General features: G+C 60.6%; 15 protein-coding genes and 1 pseudogene. 7 read left to right on the top strand and 9 right to left on the bottom strand.

Annotation, left to right across the window (positions count from 1 at the left end; translation table 11 throughout):
* Positions 1–279: 279 nt before the first annotated feature.
* Both EEB13_RS16930 and EEB13_RS16935 read left to right on the top strand, forming a co-directional pair.
* Positions 280–2396 (top strand): annotated as a pseudogene (locus tag EEB13_RS16930) (catalase).
* A 263-nt stretch (positions 2397–2659) separates the two neighbouring features.
* A complete protein-coding gene (locus EEB13_RS16935) occupies positions 2660–3847 on the top strand; it encodes a zinc-dependent alcohol dehydrogenase (RefSeq protein WP_141485872.1) in 1188 nt (395 codons plus the stop codon).
* Between the two features lie 328 nt (positions 3848–4175).
* Here the strand turns inward: EEB13_RS16935 and EEB13_RS16940 are convergent, their stop codons facing one another.
* Positions 4176–4487: a MerR family transcriptional regulator gene (locus EEB13_RS16940; RefSeq protein ID WP_141485873.1), complete on the bottom strand. Its 312-nt coding sequence runs from the start codon at positions 4485–4487 to the stop codon at positions 4176–4178.
* Between the two features lie 675 nt (positions 4488–5162).
* On the bottom strand, positions 5163–5369 hold the full coding sequence (locus tag EEB13_RS16945; protein ID WP_141485875.1) for a hypothetical protein: 207 nt from the start codon (positions 5367–5369) through the stop codon (positions 5163–5165).
* Positions 5370–5604: 235 nt separating this feature from the next.
* On the opposite strand from EEB13_RS16945, the gene EEB13_RS16950 reads away from it, so the two are divergent.
* The 3 genes from EEB13_RS16950 to EEB13_RS16960 all read left to right on the top strand — a co-directional run bounded on the left by EEB13_RS16950 (position 5605) and on the right by EEB13_RS16960 (position 8935).
* The gene (locus tag EEB13_RS16950) at positions 5605–6270 is read left to right on the top strand and encodes a HEAT repeat domain-containing protein (protein ID WP_141485877.1); all 666 of its coding nucleotides are present in this window, start codon (positions 5605–5607) and stop codon (positions 6268–6270) included.
* 15 nt (positions 6271–6285) lie between these two features.
* Positions 6286–7299, top strand: coding sequence for a MerR family transcriptional regulator (locus EEB13_RS16955; RefSeq protein WP_141485879.1), 1014 nt, complete (start codon positions 6286–6288; stop codon positions 7297–7299).
* A gap of 172 nt (positions 7300–7471) precedes the next feature.
* Complete coding sequence (locus EEB13_RS16960) at positions 7472–8935, top strand: APC family permease (protein WP_261984575.1); 1464 nt, start codon at positions 7472–7474, stop codon at positions 8933–8935.
* Between the two features lie 88 nt (positions 8936–9023).
* On the opposite strand, the gene EEB13_RS16965 is transcribed toward EEB13_RS16960, so the two are convergent.
* From EEB13_RS16965 to EEB13_RS16995, 7 genes are all read right to left on the bottom strand, one after another.
* The gene (locus EEB13_RS16965; protein WP_141485881.1) at positions 9024–10364 is read right to left on the bottom strand and encodes an HNH endonuclease signature motif containing protein; all 1341 of its coding nucleotides are present in this window, start codon (positions 10362–10364) and stop codon (positions 9024–9026) included.
* A gap of 181 nt (positions 10365–10545) precedes the next feature.
* Positions 10546–11712, bottom strand: coding sequence for an FAD-dependent oxidoreductase (locus tag EEB13_RS16970; RefSeq protein WP_033234657.1), 1167 nt, complete (start codon positions 11710–11712; stop codon positions 10546–10548).
* 25 nt (positions 11713–11737) lie between these two features.
* Entirely contained in the window at positions 11738–12442 is a 705-nt protein-coding gene (locus EEB13_RS16975; protein WP_141485882.1) for a TetR/AcrR family transcriptional regulator, read from the bottom strand.
* 230 nt (positions 12443–12672) lie between these two features.
* Positions 12673–13662 carry a malate dehydrogenase gene (locus EEB13_RS16980; RefSeq protein ID WP_045067993.1) on the bottom strand — a complete coding sequence of 330 codons (990 nt, stop codon included), beginning with the start codon at positions 13660–13662 and terminating at the stop codon, positions 12673–12675.
* 53 nt (positions 13663–13715) lie between these two features.
* Positions 13716–14375 carry a hypothetical protein gene (locus EEB13_RS16985; RefSeq protein WP_372472392.1) on the bottom strand — a complete coding sequence of 220 codons (660 nt, stop codon included), beginning with the start codon at positions 14373–14375 and terminating at the stop codon, positions 13716–13718.
* Positions 14335–15606 (bottom strand): histidine--tRNA ligase, encoded by a 1272-nt coding sequence (gene hisS / locus EEB13_RS16990; RefSeq protein WP_033234660.1) that lies wholly within the window; start codon positions 15604–15606, stop codon positions 14335–14337. The genes EEB13_RS16985 and hisS overlap by 41 nt, the downstream gene beginning before the upstream one ends.
* A 16-nt stretch (positions 15607–15622) precedes the next feature.
* Complete coding sequence (locus EEB13_RS16995; RefSeq protein WP_141485884.1) at positions 15623–16303, bottom strand: MBL fold metallo-hydrolase; 681 nt, start codon at positions 16301–16303, stop codon at positions 15623–15625.
* A 166-nt stretch (positions 16304–16469) separates the two neighbouring features.
* Here EEB13_RS16995 and EEB13_RS17000 point away from each other — a divergent pair, with 166 nt between their 5' ends.
* Both EEB13_RS17000 and EEB13_RS17005 read left to right on the top strand, forming a co-directional pair.
* Positions 16470–17342 (top strand): peptidylprolyl isomerase, encoded by an 873-nt coding sequence (locus EEB13_RS17000; RefSeq protein WP_141485886.1) that lies wholly within the window; start codon positions 16470–16472, stop codon positions 17340–17342.
* The gene (locus EEB13_RS17005) at positions 17342–18142 is read left to right on the top strand and encodes a peptidylprolyl isomerase (RefSeq protein ID WP_033234663.1); all 801 of its coding nucleotides are present in this window, start codon (positions 17342–17344) and stop codon (positions 18140–18142) included. The genes EEB13_RS17000 and EEB13_RS17005 overlap by 1 nt, the downstream gene beginning before the upstream one ends.
* Positions 18143–18165: the final 23 nt, after the last annotated feature.

Genomic DNA, 18165 nt, shown 5'->3' on the forward strand with positions numbered 1-18165 from the left:
GAAATAGGCAGCGTTCGGGGATTCCAACGATATTCGCTGATCCACAAAACATCACTGGCCCGTACCACTGGGTTGAACAGCAACACGCATCGCTGACGGAGTGAAATACGGGCGAGCCAAAATCTCCGCGATTGATCCATTCGTCGAGGTTCACCCGTACCGACACTTCATCGGGAACGGAACAAGCCCTACCGCAAAGTGCGCTCCCGCGCTCTCTCCACGACACATATTTCTGACAAGTTTCTGACAGAGAATCGAGGAGTCATCGTGTCCAAAAAAATCTCTAAAAAGAGCCCTCCGATCTCCGGAGCGCCCGGCCAGGCGACTCCGCCGCTGGAGGAACCGGTCAAGCCACGCATTCCGTTGCCCCCGAAGGCCGATCAACGCTCCCCTCAACTGCGCACGGCGACAGCCGAAGTCGTCGAAGGACCACCGTCGGCGCGCTCGCAGCAGGGCGAATATCTGACCACCGCACAGGGCGCCCGCCTTTACGACACAGACCACTCTCTCAAAGCCGGAGAACGCGGCCCAACTCTGCTCCAGGACCACCACTTACGGGAAAAGATCACCCACTTCGATCACGAGCGGATCCCCGAGCGCGTCGTTCACGCCCGCGGCGCCGGCGCCCACGGAGTGTTCCGCGCCTTCGGTGCCGCTGAAAAGGTCACCAAGGCAGGCTTCCTCCGCAGAGGAGTCGAAACCCCCGTATTCGTCCGCTTCTCCACAGTGCTCGGCTCACGCGGCTCGGCAGACGCAGTCCGAGACACTCGCGGCTTCGCCACCAAGTTCTACACAGCCGAAGGAACATTCGACCTGGTCGGCAACAACATCCCGGTCTTCTTCATCCAAGACGGAATCAAATTCCCCGACATCATCCATGCCGCGAGATCCCGCAAGCACAAAGCGCACACGACACATTCTGGGATTTCGTCTCCCTCCACACCGAAGCCACCGCGCACACCCTCTGGAACATGTCCGACCGCGGTATCCCCCGGTCGTATCGAATGATGGAAGGATTCGGCGTTCACACCTTCCGTCTTCTCAACGACGACGGAGAAACCTCGCTCGTGAAGTTCCACTGGAAGCCGCGCCTGGGTGTGCACTCGGTGGTATGGGAAGAAGCGCAACTGATCAACGGGTTCGATCCCGACTTCCACCGCCGCGATCTCGCCGACGCCATCGAAGCGGGTGCGTACCCGGAATGGGAACTGGGCATCCAGATCTTCCCCGACACCCCCGAGCAGATGTTCGAGGGCATCGACCTCCTCGATCCCACCAAATTCGTTCCTGAAGAACTGGCCCCGGTTCAACCGATCGGGGTGATGACGCTCAACGCGAACCCGACCAATTTCTTCGCCGAAACCGAACAGATCGCCTTCCACCCGGGGCACCTCGTGCCCGGTATCGACGTCACCGACGACCCGCTACTACAGGCCCGCCTGTTCTCTTACCTGGACACCCAGATCAGCCGGCTGGGTGGACCCAACTTCGGTCAGATCCCGATCAACCGCCCACATGCACCGGTCAACGACATGTTCCGCGACGGAATGCACCAGAGCGCAGTACATTCCGGTGTCGCCCCCTACAAGCCGAACTCCCTCGACGGGGGTTGCCCCTTCATGGCCGGCGCAGAAGTCGGGGCGTTCGTCGAAGTACCGGTAGCGCTCAAGGCCGGTACAAAACTTCGCGGCGCGCCAGCAACATTCGACGACCATTACTCGCAGGCGCGCCTGTTTTACAGCAGTCTCACTGTCATCGAACAAGACCATGTGGCACAGGCGTACACCTTCGAACTAGGAAAGTGCTACGAACAAACGATCAAAGAACGAGCCCTCGGTGTGATCGCCAACATCGATCCCGACCTGTGCGCGAAGGTCGCCGCCGGCCTTGGCCTCCCGGCCCCGAAGCCGTCAATTCCGTTCGACGACGCACCGATGCCTAGCTCTGCCCTGTCCCAGATCGGCGCGCAATGGCCGGTCACCGGCCGGGTGATCGGCATCGTCGCCGATGAGAACTCCGACCTTCCCGCCGTCGAAGCGATAGTGTCAGGCCTCGCAGAAAGCGGGATAGTGCCGCTGGTGATCGCCCCGCACGGCGGCACATTGGTCTCGGACTCGGTCACTGTTCCCGTCTCGCGCACCTTCGATACCGCACGATCGATCGAATTCGACGCTCTCCTGCTCGCAGGGGCACCTGCAGACCCACGAGTGAATATCCTCCTGTCGGAAATGTTCCGGCACGGCAAGGCCATCGGCGCATGGAATGACGCGACGGAACTTCTCGAAACCGCAGAACTCACTGCGGCGGACGGCGTCGTGACCGGCGAGGACAGCGTATCGGTACTTGAACAAGTGGTCACACTGCTCAAGTCGCATCGAGTATGGAGCCGACTCTGACAAGTTGTCAGTGAGCGGCTCCCGGTGCGGCCGAAATCGGCAGTCACGCTGCACCGCCGAGGAAGATCAGTTCTGTAACTGCAGAGGAGTCATTCTCTGTCGTTCTTCTTCGTACATGGGGATGGTTCCCCACGTAAACCCATAGCCCTGGAGACTCCAGGGCACGTGACGAGCCACTGATGGCCCGGCCGATTTTGTTTGCACTTCAGTCGTTTAGGGCAGGCGAACGGCGACAACATTCCAGCGAGAAGAGGTCGATCAACGTGCGCGCAGTTACATGGCAAGGTAAGCGGAAGATCAGCGTCGAAACAGTTCCCGATCCCACCATCGTCGAACCCACCGACGCCATCATCAAAGTCACCACCACAAACATCTGTGGATCCGACCTACACCTGTACGAGACCTTGGGCGCGTTCATGACCCCGGGGGACATCCTCGGTCACGAGCCCATCGGGATTGTCGAGGAGATCGGATCCGACATCACTGATCTCGAAGTCGGTGACCGTGTCGTCATCCCCTTCCAAATTTCATGCGGCAACTGCTTCATGTGCAACTCCAGCTTGTACACGCAGTGCGAAACGACGCAGGTCCGTGACCAAGGCACCGGCGCGGCATTGTTCGGATTCTCCGAACTTTACGGCTCGGTACCAGGCGGACAAGCTGAGTACTTGCGGGTCCCACAAGCGCAGTTCACTCACATCAAAGTACCTGAAGGACCTGACGATTCACGCTTCGTCTACCTTTCCGACGTGCTGCCGACGGCCTGGCAATCGGTTGAGTACGCCGCAGTGCCACCGGGTGGTTCCGTGACGATCCTCGGCCTCGGACCGATCGGAGATATGGCCGCTCGCATTGCTCAACACAAAGGGTTTCGAGTCATCGGCATCGACCGGGTACCCGAACGCCTCGCACGCCTGGAAAAGCGCGGCGTTGAAACACTCAACCTCGACGACTACGGCGACAAGATCGGCGACGCCGTCCGCGCTCTCACCGACGGCCGCGGAACGGATTCCGTGATCGACGCTGTCGGCATGGAGGCTCACGGGTCGCCAATCGCGAAGCTCGCGCAGCAATTCATCGGGCTACTTCCCGACGCGATTGCCGCACCGGCAATGCGCACCGCCGGTCTCGACCGTTTAGGCGCGTTGTATTCGGCAATTGACATCGTCCGACGCGGCGGAACGATCTCGGTGATCGGCGTGTACGGCGGAAAGATCGACCCACTTCCTCTGATGACTTTGTTCGACAAGCAGATTCAACTGCGAATGGGCCAAGCCAACGTCAAGAAGTGGGTCAACGACATCATTCCGCTCCTGACGGACGACGACCCCCTCGGAGTCGACACCTTCGCAACCCACCAACTGCCATTGGAACAGGCACCGCACGCGTACGAGATCTTTCAGAAAAAGCAGGATGGAGCAGTCAAGATTCAACTGAAGCCTCACCTGTAGCAACCTGCGAGCACCTGCTCGGCTTCGCATGTCACGCAGTAGGTGGTCGCACAGTCTGGAAACGCCCCACCTCGCAGACTCACGCGGTGGGGCGTTTCCGGCCACAATCAATCAAAAGCTCCCCCACCGGCATCCGACGCCAGAATTTCACCCGAACACGGGCGGTCCGCGGTTCTCTCAATCCCGCACCGACCGCGTATCGACGGAGCTTCTTACCGAACCGCACAACCACCGCTCACGGACGCGGTCGACATAACGACGAAAATCCTTGTGTCCGAGGAAAACAAGATCGTTGCAGACGCAGACTTCCAGCAAATCGCGTGTTCAATCAAGTAAGGCTGTCGGCAGATTCACTCAACTGAGCAATCCGCGCCGCAAGCACCGAATTCTCCGCCTCGAGCGAAAGAATCAACCGCACACCAACCAAATTGACCCCGTCATCGACCAACCCGGTAATACGACGCAAAGTCTCCAAATCTGACTCGCTGTACCGACGCGTTCCACCACCAGTGCGAGTAGGCGTCAACAACCCCCGCCGCTCGTACAAACGCAACGTCTGAGGCCCGACTCCGGATAGCTCCGACATCACCGAGATCCCGTAAACACCGCGCAGTGAATGCGACTGAGACTCCAACGCCACTGCACACCTCCTCACGGATACCTGGGCACTACGCCGATTTTAGCATCCGACATTAAAGAATCTCGACCAGCAGATACAGATTCCTTGCAGCCAGAGAGACAAATCATCCACGCTTCCGCCTTATCCACCTCGGCAAGCAGATTCGGCTACCAGAGGGAGAACTAACATCGAGAAATCGTAACCGACATCACGCCATTGTTGATGGACGCACCTCTCGTTTCCCAACAGATCAGGGCAATTTGCACTGCAAGAGACTGTCTCTGATCGGTGATTCGCCCTGGACGCTCAATTTCCGTCACAAATCAAATTCCGCGGCCGGAGCTAATGATTAACTGTAAATTCGGGGCAACTCACAAGTCGAGTACCGCTGAAATTTTCAGTAGTGAGACAGCAGAACAGTGAGACAGCAGAACCTAGACTCCGCAACCCCTTGCCGGCAATCACCCAACTAAACGGTCGACCCAACTGACCGAGCGGCGCGGCAGACACGCAAGCGATCATCTCCAACCTCGACCAAAGCCAAAACCTGCCTCGAAGCGGAACTCCGAGCGTCTATGTCGTCGGTCGACGAGGTGCTCGACGCGAACCGGCGACCGCGCGACCATCTCGCGACAATAACCCCCAATGTCCACGCGACGTTGAGAGTGCCAGGCACGAGGCCATCAGCGTCTGTAGTCAACCCGCGCTGTAGTGCTCGATTGCCGTCGCGGCAAAAACAGAGCATCCAACGATTGTGAACTCGAGTTCGTTTGCGTCGCCATCCGCCAAGAGATCCACCAGAACCGCCTGGTCCGTGACAACCAATTCTTCGCTCCTGCTGTGGTCCACCACATGAGAGACGATCAATGCAGATTGGCCGTTCGGCGCTTCGATAACTGTCACTACCGGCTCGCGCAGTATTCCATCGCTCCGTTGCAGGACTACGCGAGTGCATTCCTTGCCGCAAGTGCGTACGCGACCTCTGGACGCATTTCGCGCCGAGAAAGCCGGCCGTCGAACAACTCTAACTGGAGCTAGACGGCCGACGTACAGGTTTGCCATCACGGTGATCAACGACTGCTGACAACCGGGCTTGACCTTCACACAGTGACAAGGACTCAGATGGTCGACGAAGGAGGTGGTTGTCGTGAACACAACCAACAACGGTGGGTCGAATACTCACCTCGTCGACGCGCTAGCTGCGACCGACTCGTCGGACCGGCTTCGGGCTGCACTCGCTGTAGGTACCCGGGGTGATCCGGGCTTGATGGAAGCCCTTGTCGATCGATGCGCTGTTGAACCGGATTTCTTTGTCCGCGACATGCTTACCTGGGCGTTGTGCCGACTCCCCGCCGAAGTGACAGTGCCGAGACTGACCGACGAACTCGAATCCGACTCCGTCCAGGCTCGCAGCCAGGCGCTTCACACCCTGTCCAAGATCGGGGATCCCATTTCCTGGCCTGCCGTGATAGCACTGCTGCATGACGACCACGACGAGGTCGCGTGCAGCGCCTGGCGGGCGGCTGTGGCACTCGTACGACCAGGCGACGAGGCCGCGCTTGCGGCTGATCTGGCCACTGAACTCGGACGAGGCGACACGGACCTTCACCTCAGCCTCAGCCGGGCGCTGGTGAGTCTCGGGGAGTCCGCTCTACCGATCCTCGACGCGGCTGCGTCGAGTCCTGATCCAAAGATTCGCTCACATGCAGTTGCAACTAAGCGGCTTTACTTGGATCCCGACAGTGGCTTCACCCTCGCAGTGGAATTGGCGCAGCGTGTAGCTATCGTCGGGCCGCACACGTAGAGAACAGGAGTAAAGATGTTAATCGGCGAAGTCTCGCGGCAGTCCGGTGTCAGTACGCGAATGTTGCGTCACTACGACGCCTTGGGCCTGGTGGAGCCCACCGGCCGCACGTCCGGCGGCTACCGCGAGTACTCAGCCGACGACATCCGCCGGCTCTTCCATGTCGAGAGCCTGAGGACGCTCGGGCTCTCGTTGGACGAAACCAGACGCGCCCTGGACGACCCCGATTTTGCTCCCGCCGATCTGGTGGGTGATCTCATCAAACACACGCGCCAGCGCATCGCTGCCGAACAGGAACTGCTCACGAATCTCGAACGCGTCGACGCCACGGCACCGTCGGAGTGGGAGGACGTTTTACGAATGGTCACCCTGTTGCGTGCGCTCGAGTCGGAGTTTGCTGCCCGCCGTCAACAAGCAATCCTGAATCAGGAGGGCAATGCGTCGTTGCCCATCGACGCATTGGTCGAGGCAGCATTGACGGAAGACGATCTCAATGTCGCCGGCGCGCTCCAGTGGTCGTTGGACAGGGCCGCCGGTCAGGGAGTCACAAATCTCGCCGTCGGCCTCCAGTCTCAGGAGGTCGACGTCCGACGCCGCGCCGTTGCCGCAATTGCAGCCGTACACACCTCGGAGGCAACCACACATCTGAGACAAGCACTCGAGGATTCCGACGCCACCGTCCGCTCACGCGCGGCTCTCGCTCTCGGCGCTCGGGGAAGCGTCGACGCGATCCCTGCCCTCCTCGAAATGGTCTTGACAGGCCAGCTCGACGTCGAGGCTGCCGAAGTTCTCGGCGTCTTGACGGACGTCTCGCCATCACCCGACACGATCGTCGATCAGATGCAGACCACACTCGACAGCATCGCCGACGCACCGACTCGGTTGCGAATTACTCAGGCGCTTGCGGAGATTCCCGGTCCATCGGCACACGGAGCTCTCGCCCGGCTGACCCAGGACAACGATCGAACGATCGCGGCCACTGCGGCTTCGATTTTATCCACCCACGAGCGCAGGCATAGACAGCGTTAACCGCTAGTTGCCGAGATGCGGTTAAAACAAAGCCCCACAACATATTCCTGGCCCAATCACGTTTATCCAGGTTATTCCGGGGAACCGGCCGGCTCCCGCGTGCCACCTGCGTTAGCGTGGGACTGCGAAGAACGTCTTCGAGACACCTCTTCAGAGATACGAGGTCACCACGGTGACAAAGTCGCTGGCAGATGACCCAACCGCGGACAATGTCTCACGACGCGCCGGCTACGAACCCGAACTGAAGCGAACTCTGAACTCATTCCAGATGTTCGCGATCTCGTTTGCGTTCATCTCCGTGGTAATCGGCATCTTCGGAACCTTCGATTCCGTCCTTGCCAACGCAGGACCAGTCGGAATCTGGTTGTGGGTCGTGGCAGTATGCGGGCAAATCCTGGTGGCGTTGGTTTACGCGCAATTCGCAGCCCGCATTCCGCTCAGCGGGTCTTCCTACCAATGGGCGTCGCGGCTGGCGAACCCCAAAGTGGGCTGGGTATTCGGCTGGCTGGCAGTCTGGGCGTTGGCGATCGGTGTGAGCGCAATCGACAATGCGCTTGCCAGTCAGTGCCTCATGCCCCTGCTCAACATGGAACCGAACGAGGACACGGCACGAGTAATCACCGTAGTCACTCTGCTGATTCAGACTGTGCTCGCCATTGCCTCGACACGGATTGTCGCACTGGTTAACTCAGCCGCTGTAGGTGTCGAATTGGCGATTGTTGTGGTGCTCGGCATTGCGCTGATCGTTGCTGTGGTGGTGACGGGAAACGGCACAACCGACAACCTCACATCGCGTGGTATCACCGAAGGCGCTCCCGATTACTTTGCCGTCGGCGGCGGGGTGATGGCTGCGATGATTCTGGGTTTTGCCACGCTCCAGGGATTCGACGCCGCAGCGAACATGGCTGAAGAGGCCAGAGACCCGTTTCGGAGTGTCCCCCGCGCAATCGTCGGATCGGTAGTGGCAGCCGGGATTCTGGGAATGTTCTTCCTGATCGCGCTGACCGTCGCCATCGACGACATCCCCCAGATAACCGAAAGCGGCTCACCGGTTGCGGCGATCATGCGAGATCAACTTGGTCCCGTGGTGGAGCGAATATTGTTGGTAGCGATATCATTAGCGTTCTTTGCCGCCGGACTGGTCGTGATGACTGGAGTGTCACGAATAATTTTTGCGATGTCCCGCGATGCACGCTTCCCTGCGCACCGACTGATGCGGCGAGTCAACCCTCGTACCAAGACACCGATCCCGGCGACCATACTGGTTCTTGTCATCGGCGTCGTCTTGATGATCGCACTACCAGGTGCCGCATTGCTCGAATTGATCCTGGCATCAACGATCATTCCGTTCCTCCTCTACGGCATGACGATCGTCCTCTATCTGGCCGTACGCAGGCGACTCGATCACAAGCCGGGCGCGTTCGAACTCGGCCGCTTCGAGTTGCCGATCGCGATTGCCGCGCTCGTGTGGATACTGTTCAGCTTGTTCGTACTGATTGCGTCGGGAACGTTGACCCCGGTATTGGTGGTGGCCGGCTTGATCACAGCAGGAGCGATGTACTTCTGCTATCTGCTCAAATTCAAACCCGAGACACTGAACAACGAGCCTGGACTCGAGGATGCTTTCGAAATCTAGTTGAACCGGCGCATGCGTGTGGGCTTCGCATCGTCTTTGTTGGTGATGCGAAGCTTGGGCGCGGTATCTATTTCCGGCGCAGCCGGATTCAGTCTCGGTGCACCGGGCCTTGACGGGTGGTGGAGCGTCGGCGTCCTTGTTTCTGGTCGATCGCAGCTGGTGGGATGAACCAAGGTTTGTGATCATCGCCCATCTTGATTTCCCAGATCCCGCGGAACCCACTGGTGCTGTGGATCAATCGGTGGTGGCTACGGCAGAGGAGGGTGAGATTGTCCATCACCGTCAGACCGCCCACTGACCAGGGTTTTATGTGGTGGGCGTCGCACCAAGCCGGAACCGCATCGCAGTTAGGGAAGGTGCAGCCTTTGTCCCGAGCAATCAACGCAGTCCGCTGTTCCGGTGTGACGAGGCGTTTGTGCGGCGTCGCATCGAGCGGTGCACCGTTGCCGTCCATCAACACGGTGGAGAGCATGCAATCACACGCAAGCATCCGGGTCAGGCTCACACTCAGTGGTCCCATCCAGGGCATGTATCCGACATCAAGATCTTCGACATCAGGCTCATCGAAATCCGCCGCGACATCGCTGCGCAGGGTGGCACATTCCCGATGCTCCGCAAGATCTTTCGCAGTGATGTGCACATTCACGTGCGGACGCTGACCACCATCAACACCGGTGACGGCATTGTCGAGATAGCGGCGAATAAGCTCCGTGAACGCATCCGCGGTTCGTTTGGCTGCCGATCGCTGATCCGGGGTCCCGTCCGCGGCCGGTTTCGGCATCGACAACCCCGAGAGGGCCGACAACAACATCTCACTGGTCAACGCGTCGAAATCACCCTTGATCGCCACGCGCCCGTTGAGCGTCGGCGAAATCCGCAACACATTGAGATCATCATCCTCACCGGGCGGGATCTCATCGGATTCGAAGATCCGCTCCAAAACCGCAATCGCATACCGCAGCTTGATAGTGGTCGCCTCCACGCCGGATGCGGCAGCAAGAAGAGTCTTCATACAGGACGGTAACGCCCTGTCCGGCATTCCTTTTGGTGGGGATTCGCAGAACGCGACGATTATTGCCGCATGATCGAGCGAGAGGTCGCCGGCCTCGAATTGGGCAGCAATATCCGGGAATACCCGCAGTGCAGCACCGAGGGCAGCGATCTTGTTACCGGCCGCGTTCTGCAGCATCGTATTCGCCGCCAACCAGCGACCAACACCCCGGTAACAGAGCACCTGTTCATCCGGGTTGAGTGCCAACTCGTCGACTGCGGCAACCCGAATCGCTTCCAGCCGAAGAATTTCCGCAGACGCACAGACGGCAACGTCCCGAACCTCAGCCGGTCGCAATCGCCACAACCTGCCCCGCACACCCACAGCCGAACCGGCAACAACATCCCCCACCGAAACAAAATCGCTCACCGTAGTCATCAAGGCCTCCCCACCCGTGACCCCAATTATACTCGAACAACCATTCGATTCAAGAGGCATTTCGGACAGGTTCCAAAAATATTCACTCGAGAGTCATTGATGCACAGCAATATTCGACAAGGAGGCTGCTACTGCGACTTGGCTTGTTACCCCGAAATGACCGAAAGCAATTGAGATTCTGTCACGTTGTCGCCGCCGCAGCATCCTGCTCGTCGAAGCCGGCGAACATGTCTACCAACCCCTGCGGCGAATTCTCACTGAAGAGAATTTCGAGGCTCTCGGCAGATTCGGCAGCAGCCTTGGCTGCTCGCGGAAATAGCTCTGCTTCATAGGCAGCGAGCGCAGATTCGACGTCACCGGAGTGTTCGCTGACTGCCAGGGCGAGCAACGCACCGTCGTACATCGCAAGATTCGCGCCTTCTCCTGCGAATGGGGACATCACGTGCGCGGCGTCGCCAAGGAGGGTGACGCCGGGGACGCGCTTCCAGGAATGATCTATAGGGAGGGCGACGATGCGGCGCGGAGTCAAGCCGGTGTCGGCACGGGCAATCAAGTCACGAAGGGAGTTGTCCCATCCGTCGAGCAATCGGAGAATCGCACTCGTTGCCGCGGGAACATCAGTGAAATCGATAGTGTCAATCCAGTTCTCATCGGCACGGACACCCAAGTAACTGTGCAGACTCCCATCACTTTCGCGGTGGCCCAGGATTCCGATGTTTCCGCGGAATGCAAAAAGCATGCCGCCGCCCATGACCGCAGCCGCCGAGGGGTGACGTTCATCGGCGTCGAGCAGGTCCGCTTCGATGAAGGAGATCCCGCTGTACGTCGGCCAGGCGTCGGAGACGAGCGGCCGGACTTTCGACCAGGCGCCGTCGGCACCGATGAGGAGGTCGGTAGTGATGCTCCCACCGTCCGCAAAGGAAACCTCGTGGCGACCGGCAACGCCCTCGACCTGACTGATTCGGGTGACTTTGTGCCCCCAATGAATAGCCTCGTCGGGTAGAGAATCTATGAGCATGTCGCGGAGGTGGCCGCGGTCTACCTCGGGTCGCGAGAGAGTACCGCCATCAGCCTCTTCCCGAAGGATTGTTCCGGCGTGATCGAGTATGCGCATTGCTTCGCCACCAGGGTGAATCAACGCGCAGAAGGGTTCCCACAAACCGGCGGCGCGTATGGCCTTCTGGCCGTTGTGGTCGTGGATATCGAGCATGCCGCCTTGCACTCGGGTGCTGCGGCTGGGCTCGAGTTCGAACACAGCCGACGTGATGCCGTGAACATGGAGGACGCGGGCAGCGATGAGGCCACCGAGCCCCCCACCGATGATCGCGATGGGGTAGTGAGTAGTCATGGTTCTCCTCGAAAAGTAGTTTCAGTCAGGGCGATTCGTGGTGTGTGAGTGATGTCGGAGTGGCCGCGATACCGGCAATGAGCGCTCGTATCGACCACGTCATGCGCTCGGTGGGCGCGCCGGCGAGAATCGCATCGGCGTGCTCGGCGATGCTGGGAAGTTCCTTGGGGTCGGCAGTTCGAACCGCGCGCACAAGGCCTTCCCACGCGGCCTCGTCATCAACGGATGCGTCGATGTCGCTCGGACTGGGAGTGCTGTGCTCGGCGGCGGCCGCGGTGGCATTCTGGAGAAGCAGATCAGCACCCCAAGCCGCACGCGCAGGATCAACCCCGCCGTCGATCAACAGCCCGAGCACCCGATCGAATATCCGGAGCGAATTCGGGCCAGACGGACGAAGCACGAGTGCCGATCTCGCCAAACCAGGAAATGCGAACAGAACGTCCGCATAGTCGCGCAGTAGCGCCACCAGCCGATCTTGCCAGTCTCCGTCCGGTGCCACATCCAGCGTCCGAACGAGTTCGTCGAGGACGCCGCCATGCAGTTCGGCAGTGTTCGCGACATAGACGTACAACGCGGAAGGACCTGTGTCGAGCGCTTGCGCGACACGACGCATGGTTGCCTTCTCGAGCCCCTCGGCGCGCACGATCTCGATAGTTGCGGCGATGATCCCCTCGCGAGAAAGCGCGGGTTTTGCCGGCCGTTCACGGCGACTGCGGTTGGGGGTTGACATACCGAAACTCTACACGAACATGTTCGTTACGAACATGTTCGTCGGGTCTCTTTTTAGGAAAGCGTCGCGGTTTCGCCACCACGCAAGACGAACCAGTTCACTCCCGCAGCACAAATGAGCCCCCGCAGCATTGATCAGGCGCGCGGGGGCGCAATCAGCGCGCGACGCGGCGGAACCACACCAAGCGCTGCAACAGCAAACGGCTCCGCAAATTTGGGCCCGAGTCCGGTTCAGGCAAACCCGAGTTCGCGCACCGCGTTTCGTTCTTGTTCCAGCTCGTTCACCGAAATATCGATGCGAGCGCGCGAGAATTCGTCGATCGACAGCCCCTGAACGATGCTGTACTCGCCACCGGCACACGTGACGGGGAACGACGAGATCAAGCCCTCGGGAACGCCGTACGAACCATCCGACGGAACCGCCATCGACACCCAGTCCCCCTCGGCCGTTCCGCCGACCCAGTCGCGGACGTGATCGATCGACGCACTTGCCGCACTCGCCGCTGACGACGATCCACGGGCCGCGATAATCGCCGTACCCCGCACCTGGACCGTCGGGATGAAATCGTTCTCCACCCACTCGCGGTCATTGATCACGTCGAGCGCCGGCTTGCCCTCGACCGTCGCGTGAGACAGGTCCGGGTACTGGCTCGCGGAGTGATTACCCCAGATCGATACCCTACGAACCGACGCTGCCGCCGCACCGGTCTTCTTGACCACCTGCGCAATGGCGCGATTGTGATCGAGCCTGGTCAAAGCTGTGAAGCGTACGTTCGGAACATCAGGAGCGTTGTTCATCGCGATCAGCGCATTGGTGTTGGCGGGGTTGCCCACTACCAGCAGCTTCACGTCGGAGGCCGCATTGTTGTTGATCGCTTTGCCGTGTGCAGTGAAGATCGCGCCGTTGGCACTGAGCAGATCGGCGCGCTCCATGCCCTTGCTGCGCGGCCGAGCGCCCACCAACATCCCGACGTTTGCGCCGGAGAACGCAACGTCGGGATTGTCGGTGATGTCGATAGAGTCCAGCAACGGGAATGCGCCGTCTTCGAGTTCCATCGCCACCCCCTCGGCAGAGGACACGGCAGAAGGAATTTCGAGCAGTCGCAAGCGAACCGGAACATCGGGTCCGAGCATGTCACCTGCAGCGATCCGGAAAAGTAATCCGTAGGCGATCTGACCCGACGCTCCGGTCACCGTGACGGTTACTGGCGAAACACTCATTGCCGACTCCTCCACTTGCCGTTCTGCTTTCACTTCTGCGAACGACTTCCACGCTAGTCCAGCAAACCCGCCACTTCGTGGTCCGTGAGTGTGGTTCTCGGCACTCTTCCCGTTGCGCTCACCAGCTCCACTGCCCGGTACAGTGGCCGCTCCGCCAAACCGGCACCACGCGCTTCCGCGCGCAGTTGCTCGATCAGCACCGACGACAAAGCTGCCGCGGGCACCAACTCACTCGACGCCAAGGCGTCGGCCAGCTTGCGGAGCGCAAGGATTTCCAGCTCGCGCCCTCCCCCTGCGGTGTAGAGAGCAAGGGGAATTCGCACGCTGGATCGCGCGTCGGTCAACTTCATACTGACTTCGCTGATCCGCCCCGTGCGCACCATGAGCTCGGCGGTGACCACCTCCGCCGCGTCGACCTCACCGGTGCGGAAACCCGCCTGCGCCCGAATCTTCTTGCCGTACAACGTGATGTGTCGACGCAAGGTCATCAAGATCGCAAGCGACGTCGGAACGGCGATGATGAAGCCGACCAGCAGCGCCACCGTCGTCGAGGCAAAGACGCTCACGACCAGGCCGACCACAACACCGAGCACAATCACCGCGACGGCAATCCGCTTGAGTCTCGGCGCAATCAGCGCGATCGGGACAAGATCAAGCGAAACCGGTTCTACGTCACGAGACAACGAGAGTCCCGAGCCTGTCGACGATTTCATCGAGCGAAACCGACTCCTGCTCACCCGTCGCGAGGTGCTTGAGGACAACAACACCTTCTTCGAGTTCACGCTCACCCAGGACAAGCGCAAAGGCCGCACCGGACTTGTCGGCAGCCTTCATCGACCCCTTGACGCCACGGTTTCCGTAGGCCAGATCGACACGAATGCCATTGCCACGCAACTGATGTGCAATGGCAACCAACTTACCCTTCGCTTCGGATCCCATCGGCACGCCGAACACATCGACGCGCGCCGGCGGAGCGACGGACTTGCCCTCAGCTTCGAGTGCCAGCACCGTGCGGTCGACACCGATACCAAAACCGATGCCGGACAACGGCTGTCCACCCAACTGCTCCATCAGACCGTCGTATCGACCGCCGCCGCCGATACCGGACTGCGCGCCCAGACCGTCGTGGACGAACTCGAACGTCGTCTTCGTGTAGTAGTCGAGGCCACGGACCATGCGCGGATTGACGACATACGGAACACCCAACGCGTCGAGGTGGCTCAGGACCTCGTCGAAGTGCGCCTTGCAGCTGTCCGACAGGTGATCGAGCATGAGCGGCGCATCTGCCGTCATCGCCCGGACATCGGGGCGCTTGTCATCGAGGACGCGCAGCGGATTGATCTCGGCGCGGCGACGGGTTTCTTCGTCGAGAGGAAGTGCAAAGAGGAACTTCTGCAGCAGTTCACGGTACTGCGGGCGGCAGGTGTCGTCACCGAGCGAGGTGATCTCGAGACGGAAGCCGTCGAGTCCCAACGAACGGAACCCGGCGTCGGCAATAGCGATGACCTCGGCGTCGAGCGCCGGATCGTCGATGCCGATGGCCTCGACGCCCACCTGCTGCAGCTGACGATAGCGACCCGCCTGCGGACGCTCGTAGCGGAAGAACGGGCCCGCGTAGCTGACCTTGACGGGAAGCGTGCCACGGTCGAGGTTGTGCTCGATCACGGCGCGCATGACTCCGGCCGTACCCTCAGGGCGCAGAGTCACGGAACGATCACCGCGATCGGCGAACGTGTACATCTCTTTGCTGACGACGTCGGTCGACTCGCCAACGCCGCGGGCGAACAGTGCGGTGTCCTCGAAGATCGGCAATTCGATGTGGCCGTATCCGGCCAGACGTGCGGCGCGCGTCAATCCGTCACGGACGGCGACAAATTCGGCGGATTGCGGCGGAACGTAATCCGGGACGCCCTTGGGTGCAGAGAAGGTGCTGGCTTTACTCACGAGTGGTTACTTTTCCTTATTTCTGTCCGCTGAGTCCAACGAGAAACGGATTGGAGCTTCTTTCGGCGCCGATGGAACTGTTGTCGCCGTGCCCGGGGAGGATGACTGTCGCGTCGTCGAGAATCAGAAGTTTCTTCGTGACGGAATCGAGCAATTGTTCATGGTTGCCACCGGGAAGGTCACTTCGCCCGATCGAGCCCTGGAACAGGGTGTCGCCTGTGAAAGCCAGATCGACCGGACCTTCTGCAGTACCCGCCTGGGTGCGGAAGACAACAGATCCCTGCGTATGGCCCGGCGTGTGATCGACCGCAAAGGACATTCCGGCGAGCTCGAACGAGTCCCCGTCGGATAGTTCGATGACCTCGTCCGGTTCGACGAAGGACATGTCCTTGATGAAGTCCTTCATCGTCGGACCGATTCCCCGGGCAGGGTCGGTGAGCATGTAGCGATCATCCGGGTGAATGTAGGCCGGCGCCGAGTACCGCTCGCAGACCTCACGCGCAGACCACATGTGATCGAGATGCCCGTGCGTCAGCAACACGGCCGTCACCGACATGTCCTTGGAGTCGAGAAACTCGAACAGCGGCTCAGCAGCGTCCTGACCCGGATCGATCACCACACACTCGCAGGCATCGTCCTGAGCGAGTATGTAGCAGTTGGTCTGGAACATCCCGGCCGGAAAACCAGTCACGAGCACTTGAGGTAACTCCTCTTCGAAGGGCGAATCAGGCAACACGGTGTCACGTACAGCCTAAAGCTGCTGCCCCGCCAGTAAGTTCTCAGGTTGCAGTGGGAGACTTTCCGACAACTGAAGTTATACCGACCAGACGCAGTTCCACCCGTGAATATGGAGGACTCCAGCAGTGCCGAGTAACGAGCAGCGCCGCCAGGCGGCAAAACGCAAGCTCGAGCGCCAGCTCGAACGCCGCGCCGAGCGGGCGCGCAAGCGCAAGCAAATGACAATCGTCTACACGGCTGCTGGTGTCGTCGTGGCTGTTGCCGTCGTCGCCGGGATCGTCCTGCTCACCCGAGGTGACGACAGCAGCACCGAGAACACCGCTGACGACGCCACATCGACGTCTGAGCAGACGGCCGCCGCCATGCCTGCCGGTTTGCTCACGCCCTTGGCAGAGACCGTCTCGTGCGCTTACCCGACTGACGCTGCGCCGGCATCCAAGCCGAACAACCCGCCACGCGCGGACGGCATCCCCACCACGGCGCCGGACGCGACGCCGAGCATCAGCATGGAGACGTCGCAGGGCAATATCGGCCTCGTCCTCGACGGAACGAAGTCGCCGTGCACGGTCAACAACTTTGTGAGCCTCGCGGGTCAGAACTACTTCGACGCCACGACATGCCATCGCCTGACGACGAGCCCCTCATTGCAGGTCTTGCAGTGCGGCGACCCGTCGGGCACCGGTAGCGGCGGACCCGGTTACCGCTTCGACAACGAGTACCCGACCACTGCTTTCGACGCCGCAGACCCGGCCGCTCAGATGCCGGTGACGTACAGCCGCGGAATGATCGCGATGGCCAACGCCGGGGCCGGCACAAACGGTAGCCAGTTCTTCCTCGTCTACGGCGATTCACAGCTCCCGCCTGACTACACCGTATTCGGCACGATCGACGAGACCGGGCTTGCGACGCTCGACAAGATCGCGGCGGGTGGCAGCACGCCCGAGGGCGACGGCACGCCGAACCTCACCACCGATATCAGGACTGTAAGGATCGACTGATGAAACGCACGTCCCTTCTGATCGCGGCCGTCGGCGTCACCGCCCTCGTCCTCGCTGGGTGTTCCAGTAACGACTCCGAGTCCGATTCCGCGTCGTCGAGCACTCAGGCGAGCGCGAAGTCGACCACGAAGTCAGCACCACTCGACATGTCGCAGTTCGAACAGTTGCCCGCCGTTCCGGCGCCTGCTGGTGCCACGGTCGACTGCACCTATGCCCCGGCGGCGGGTGCAGCCAAGACGGTTGACACTCCGACTTCCACCGGCGTCCCCGCCGAGGGCACCGTAAACGTCCAGTTGACCACCACCGCCGGACCGATCGGTATGGAACTCAACCGCACAGCCGCCCCGTGCACCGTCAACAGCATGGTCAGCCTGGTCGAGCAGAAGTACTTCGACGACACCCCGTGCCATCGCCTCGTCACCAGCCCGGGCTTGCAGATCCTCCAGTGCGGAGATCCTTCGGGCCAGGGCACGGGCGGACCGGGATTCGGCTTTGCCAACGAGTACCCGACCACCGTGTACGCCGAGAACGATCCGGCGCTGTCGTTGCCGGTCGTCTACCCGCGCGGCACTCTGGCCATGGCTCATTCATCACAGCCGGACAGCAACGGTAGCCAGTTCTTCCTCGTCTACGACGATTCACTCCTCCCGCCCGACTACACCGTTTTCGGGACCATCGACGAGGCCGGTCTTGCAACCATCGAGAAGATCGCCGCCGACGGTGACGACGGAAGCATGGGAGCCACCGGCGGCGGTGCCCCGAACACCCCGATCACCATCGAAACAGCAGTAGTCGCCTGATCTGACAGCACAAGAAGGGGCGA

Source organism: Rhodococcus sp. WS3, from assembly GCF_003797085.1.
Classification (GTDB): domain Bacteria; phylum Actinomycetota; class Actinomycetes; order Mycobacteriales; family Mycobacteriaceae; genus Rhodococcus_F; species Rhodococcus_F globerula.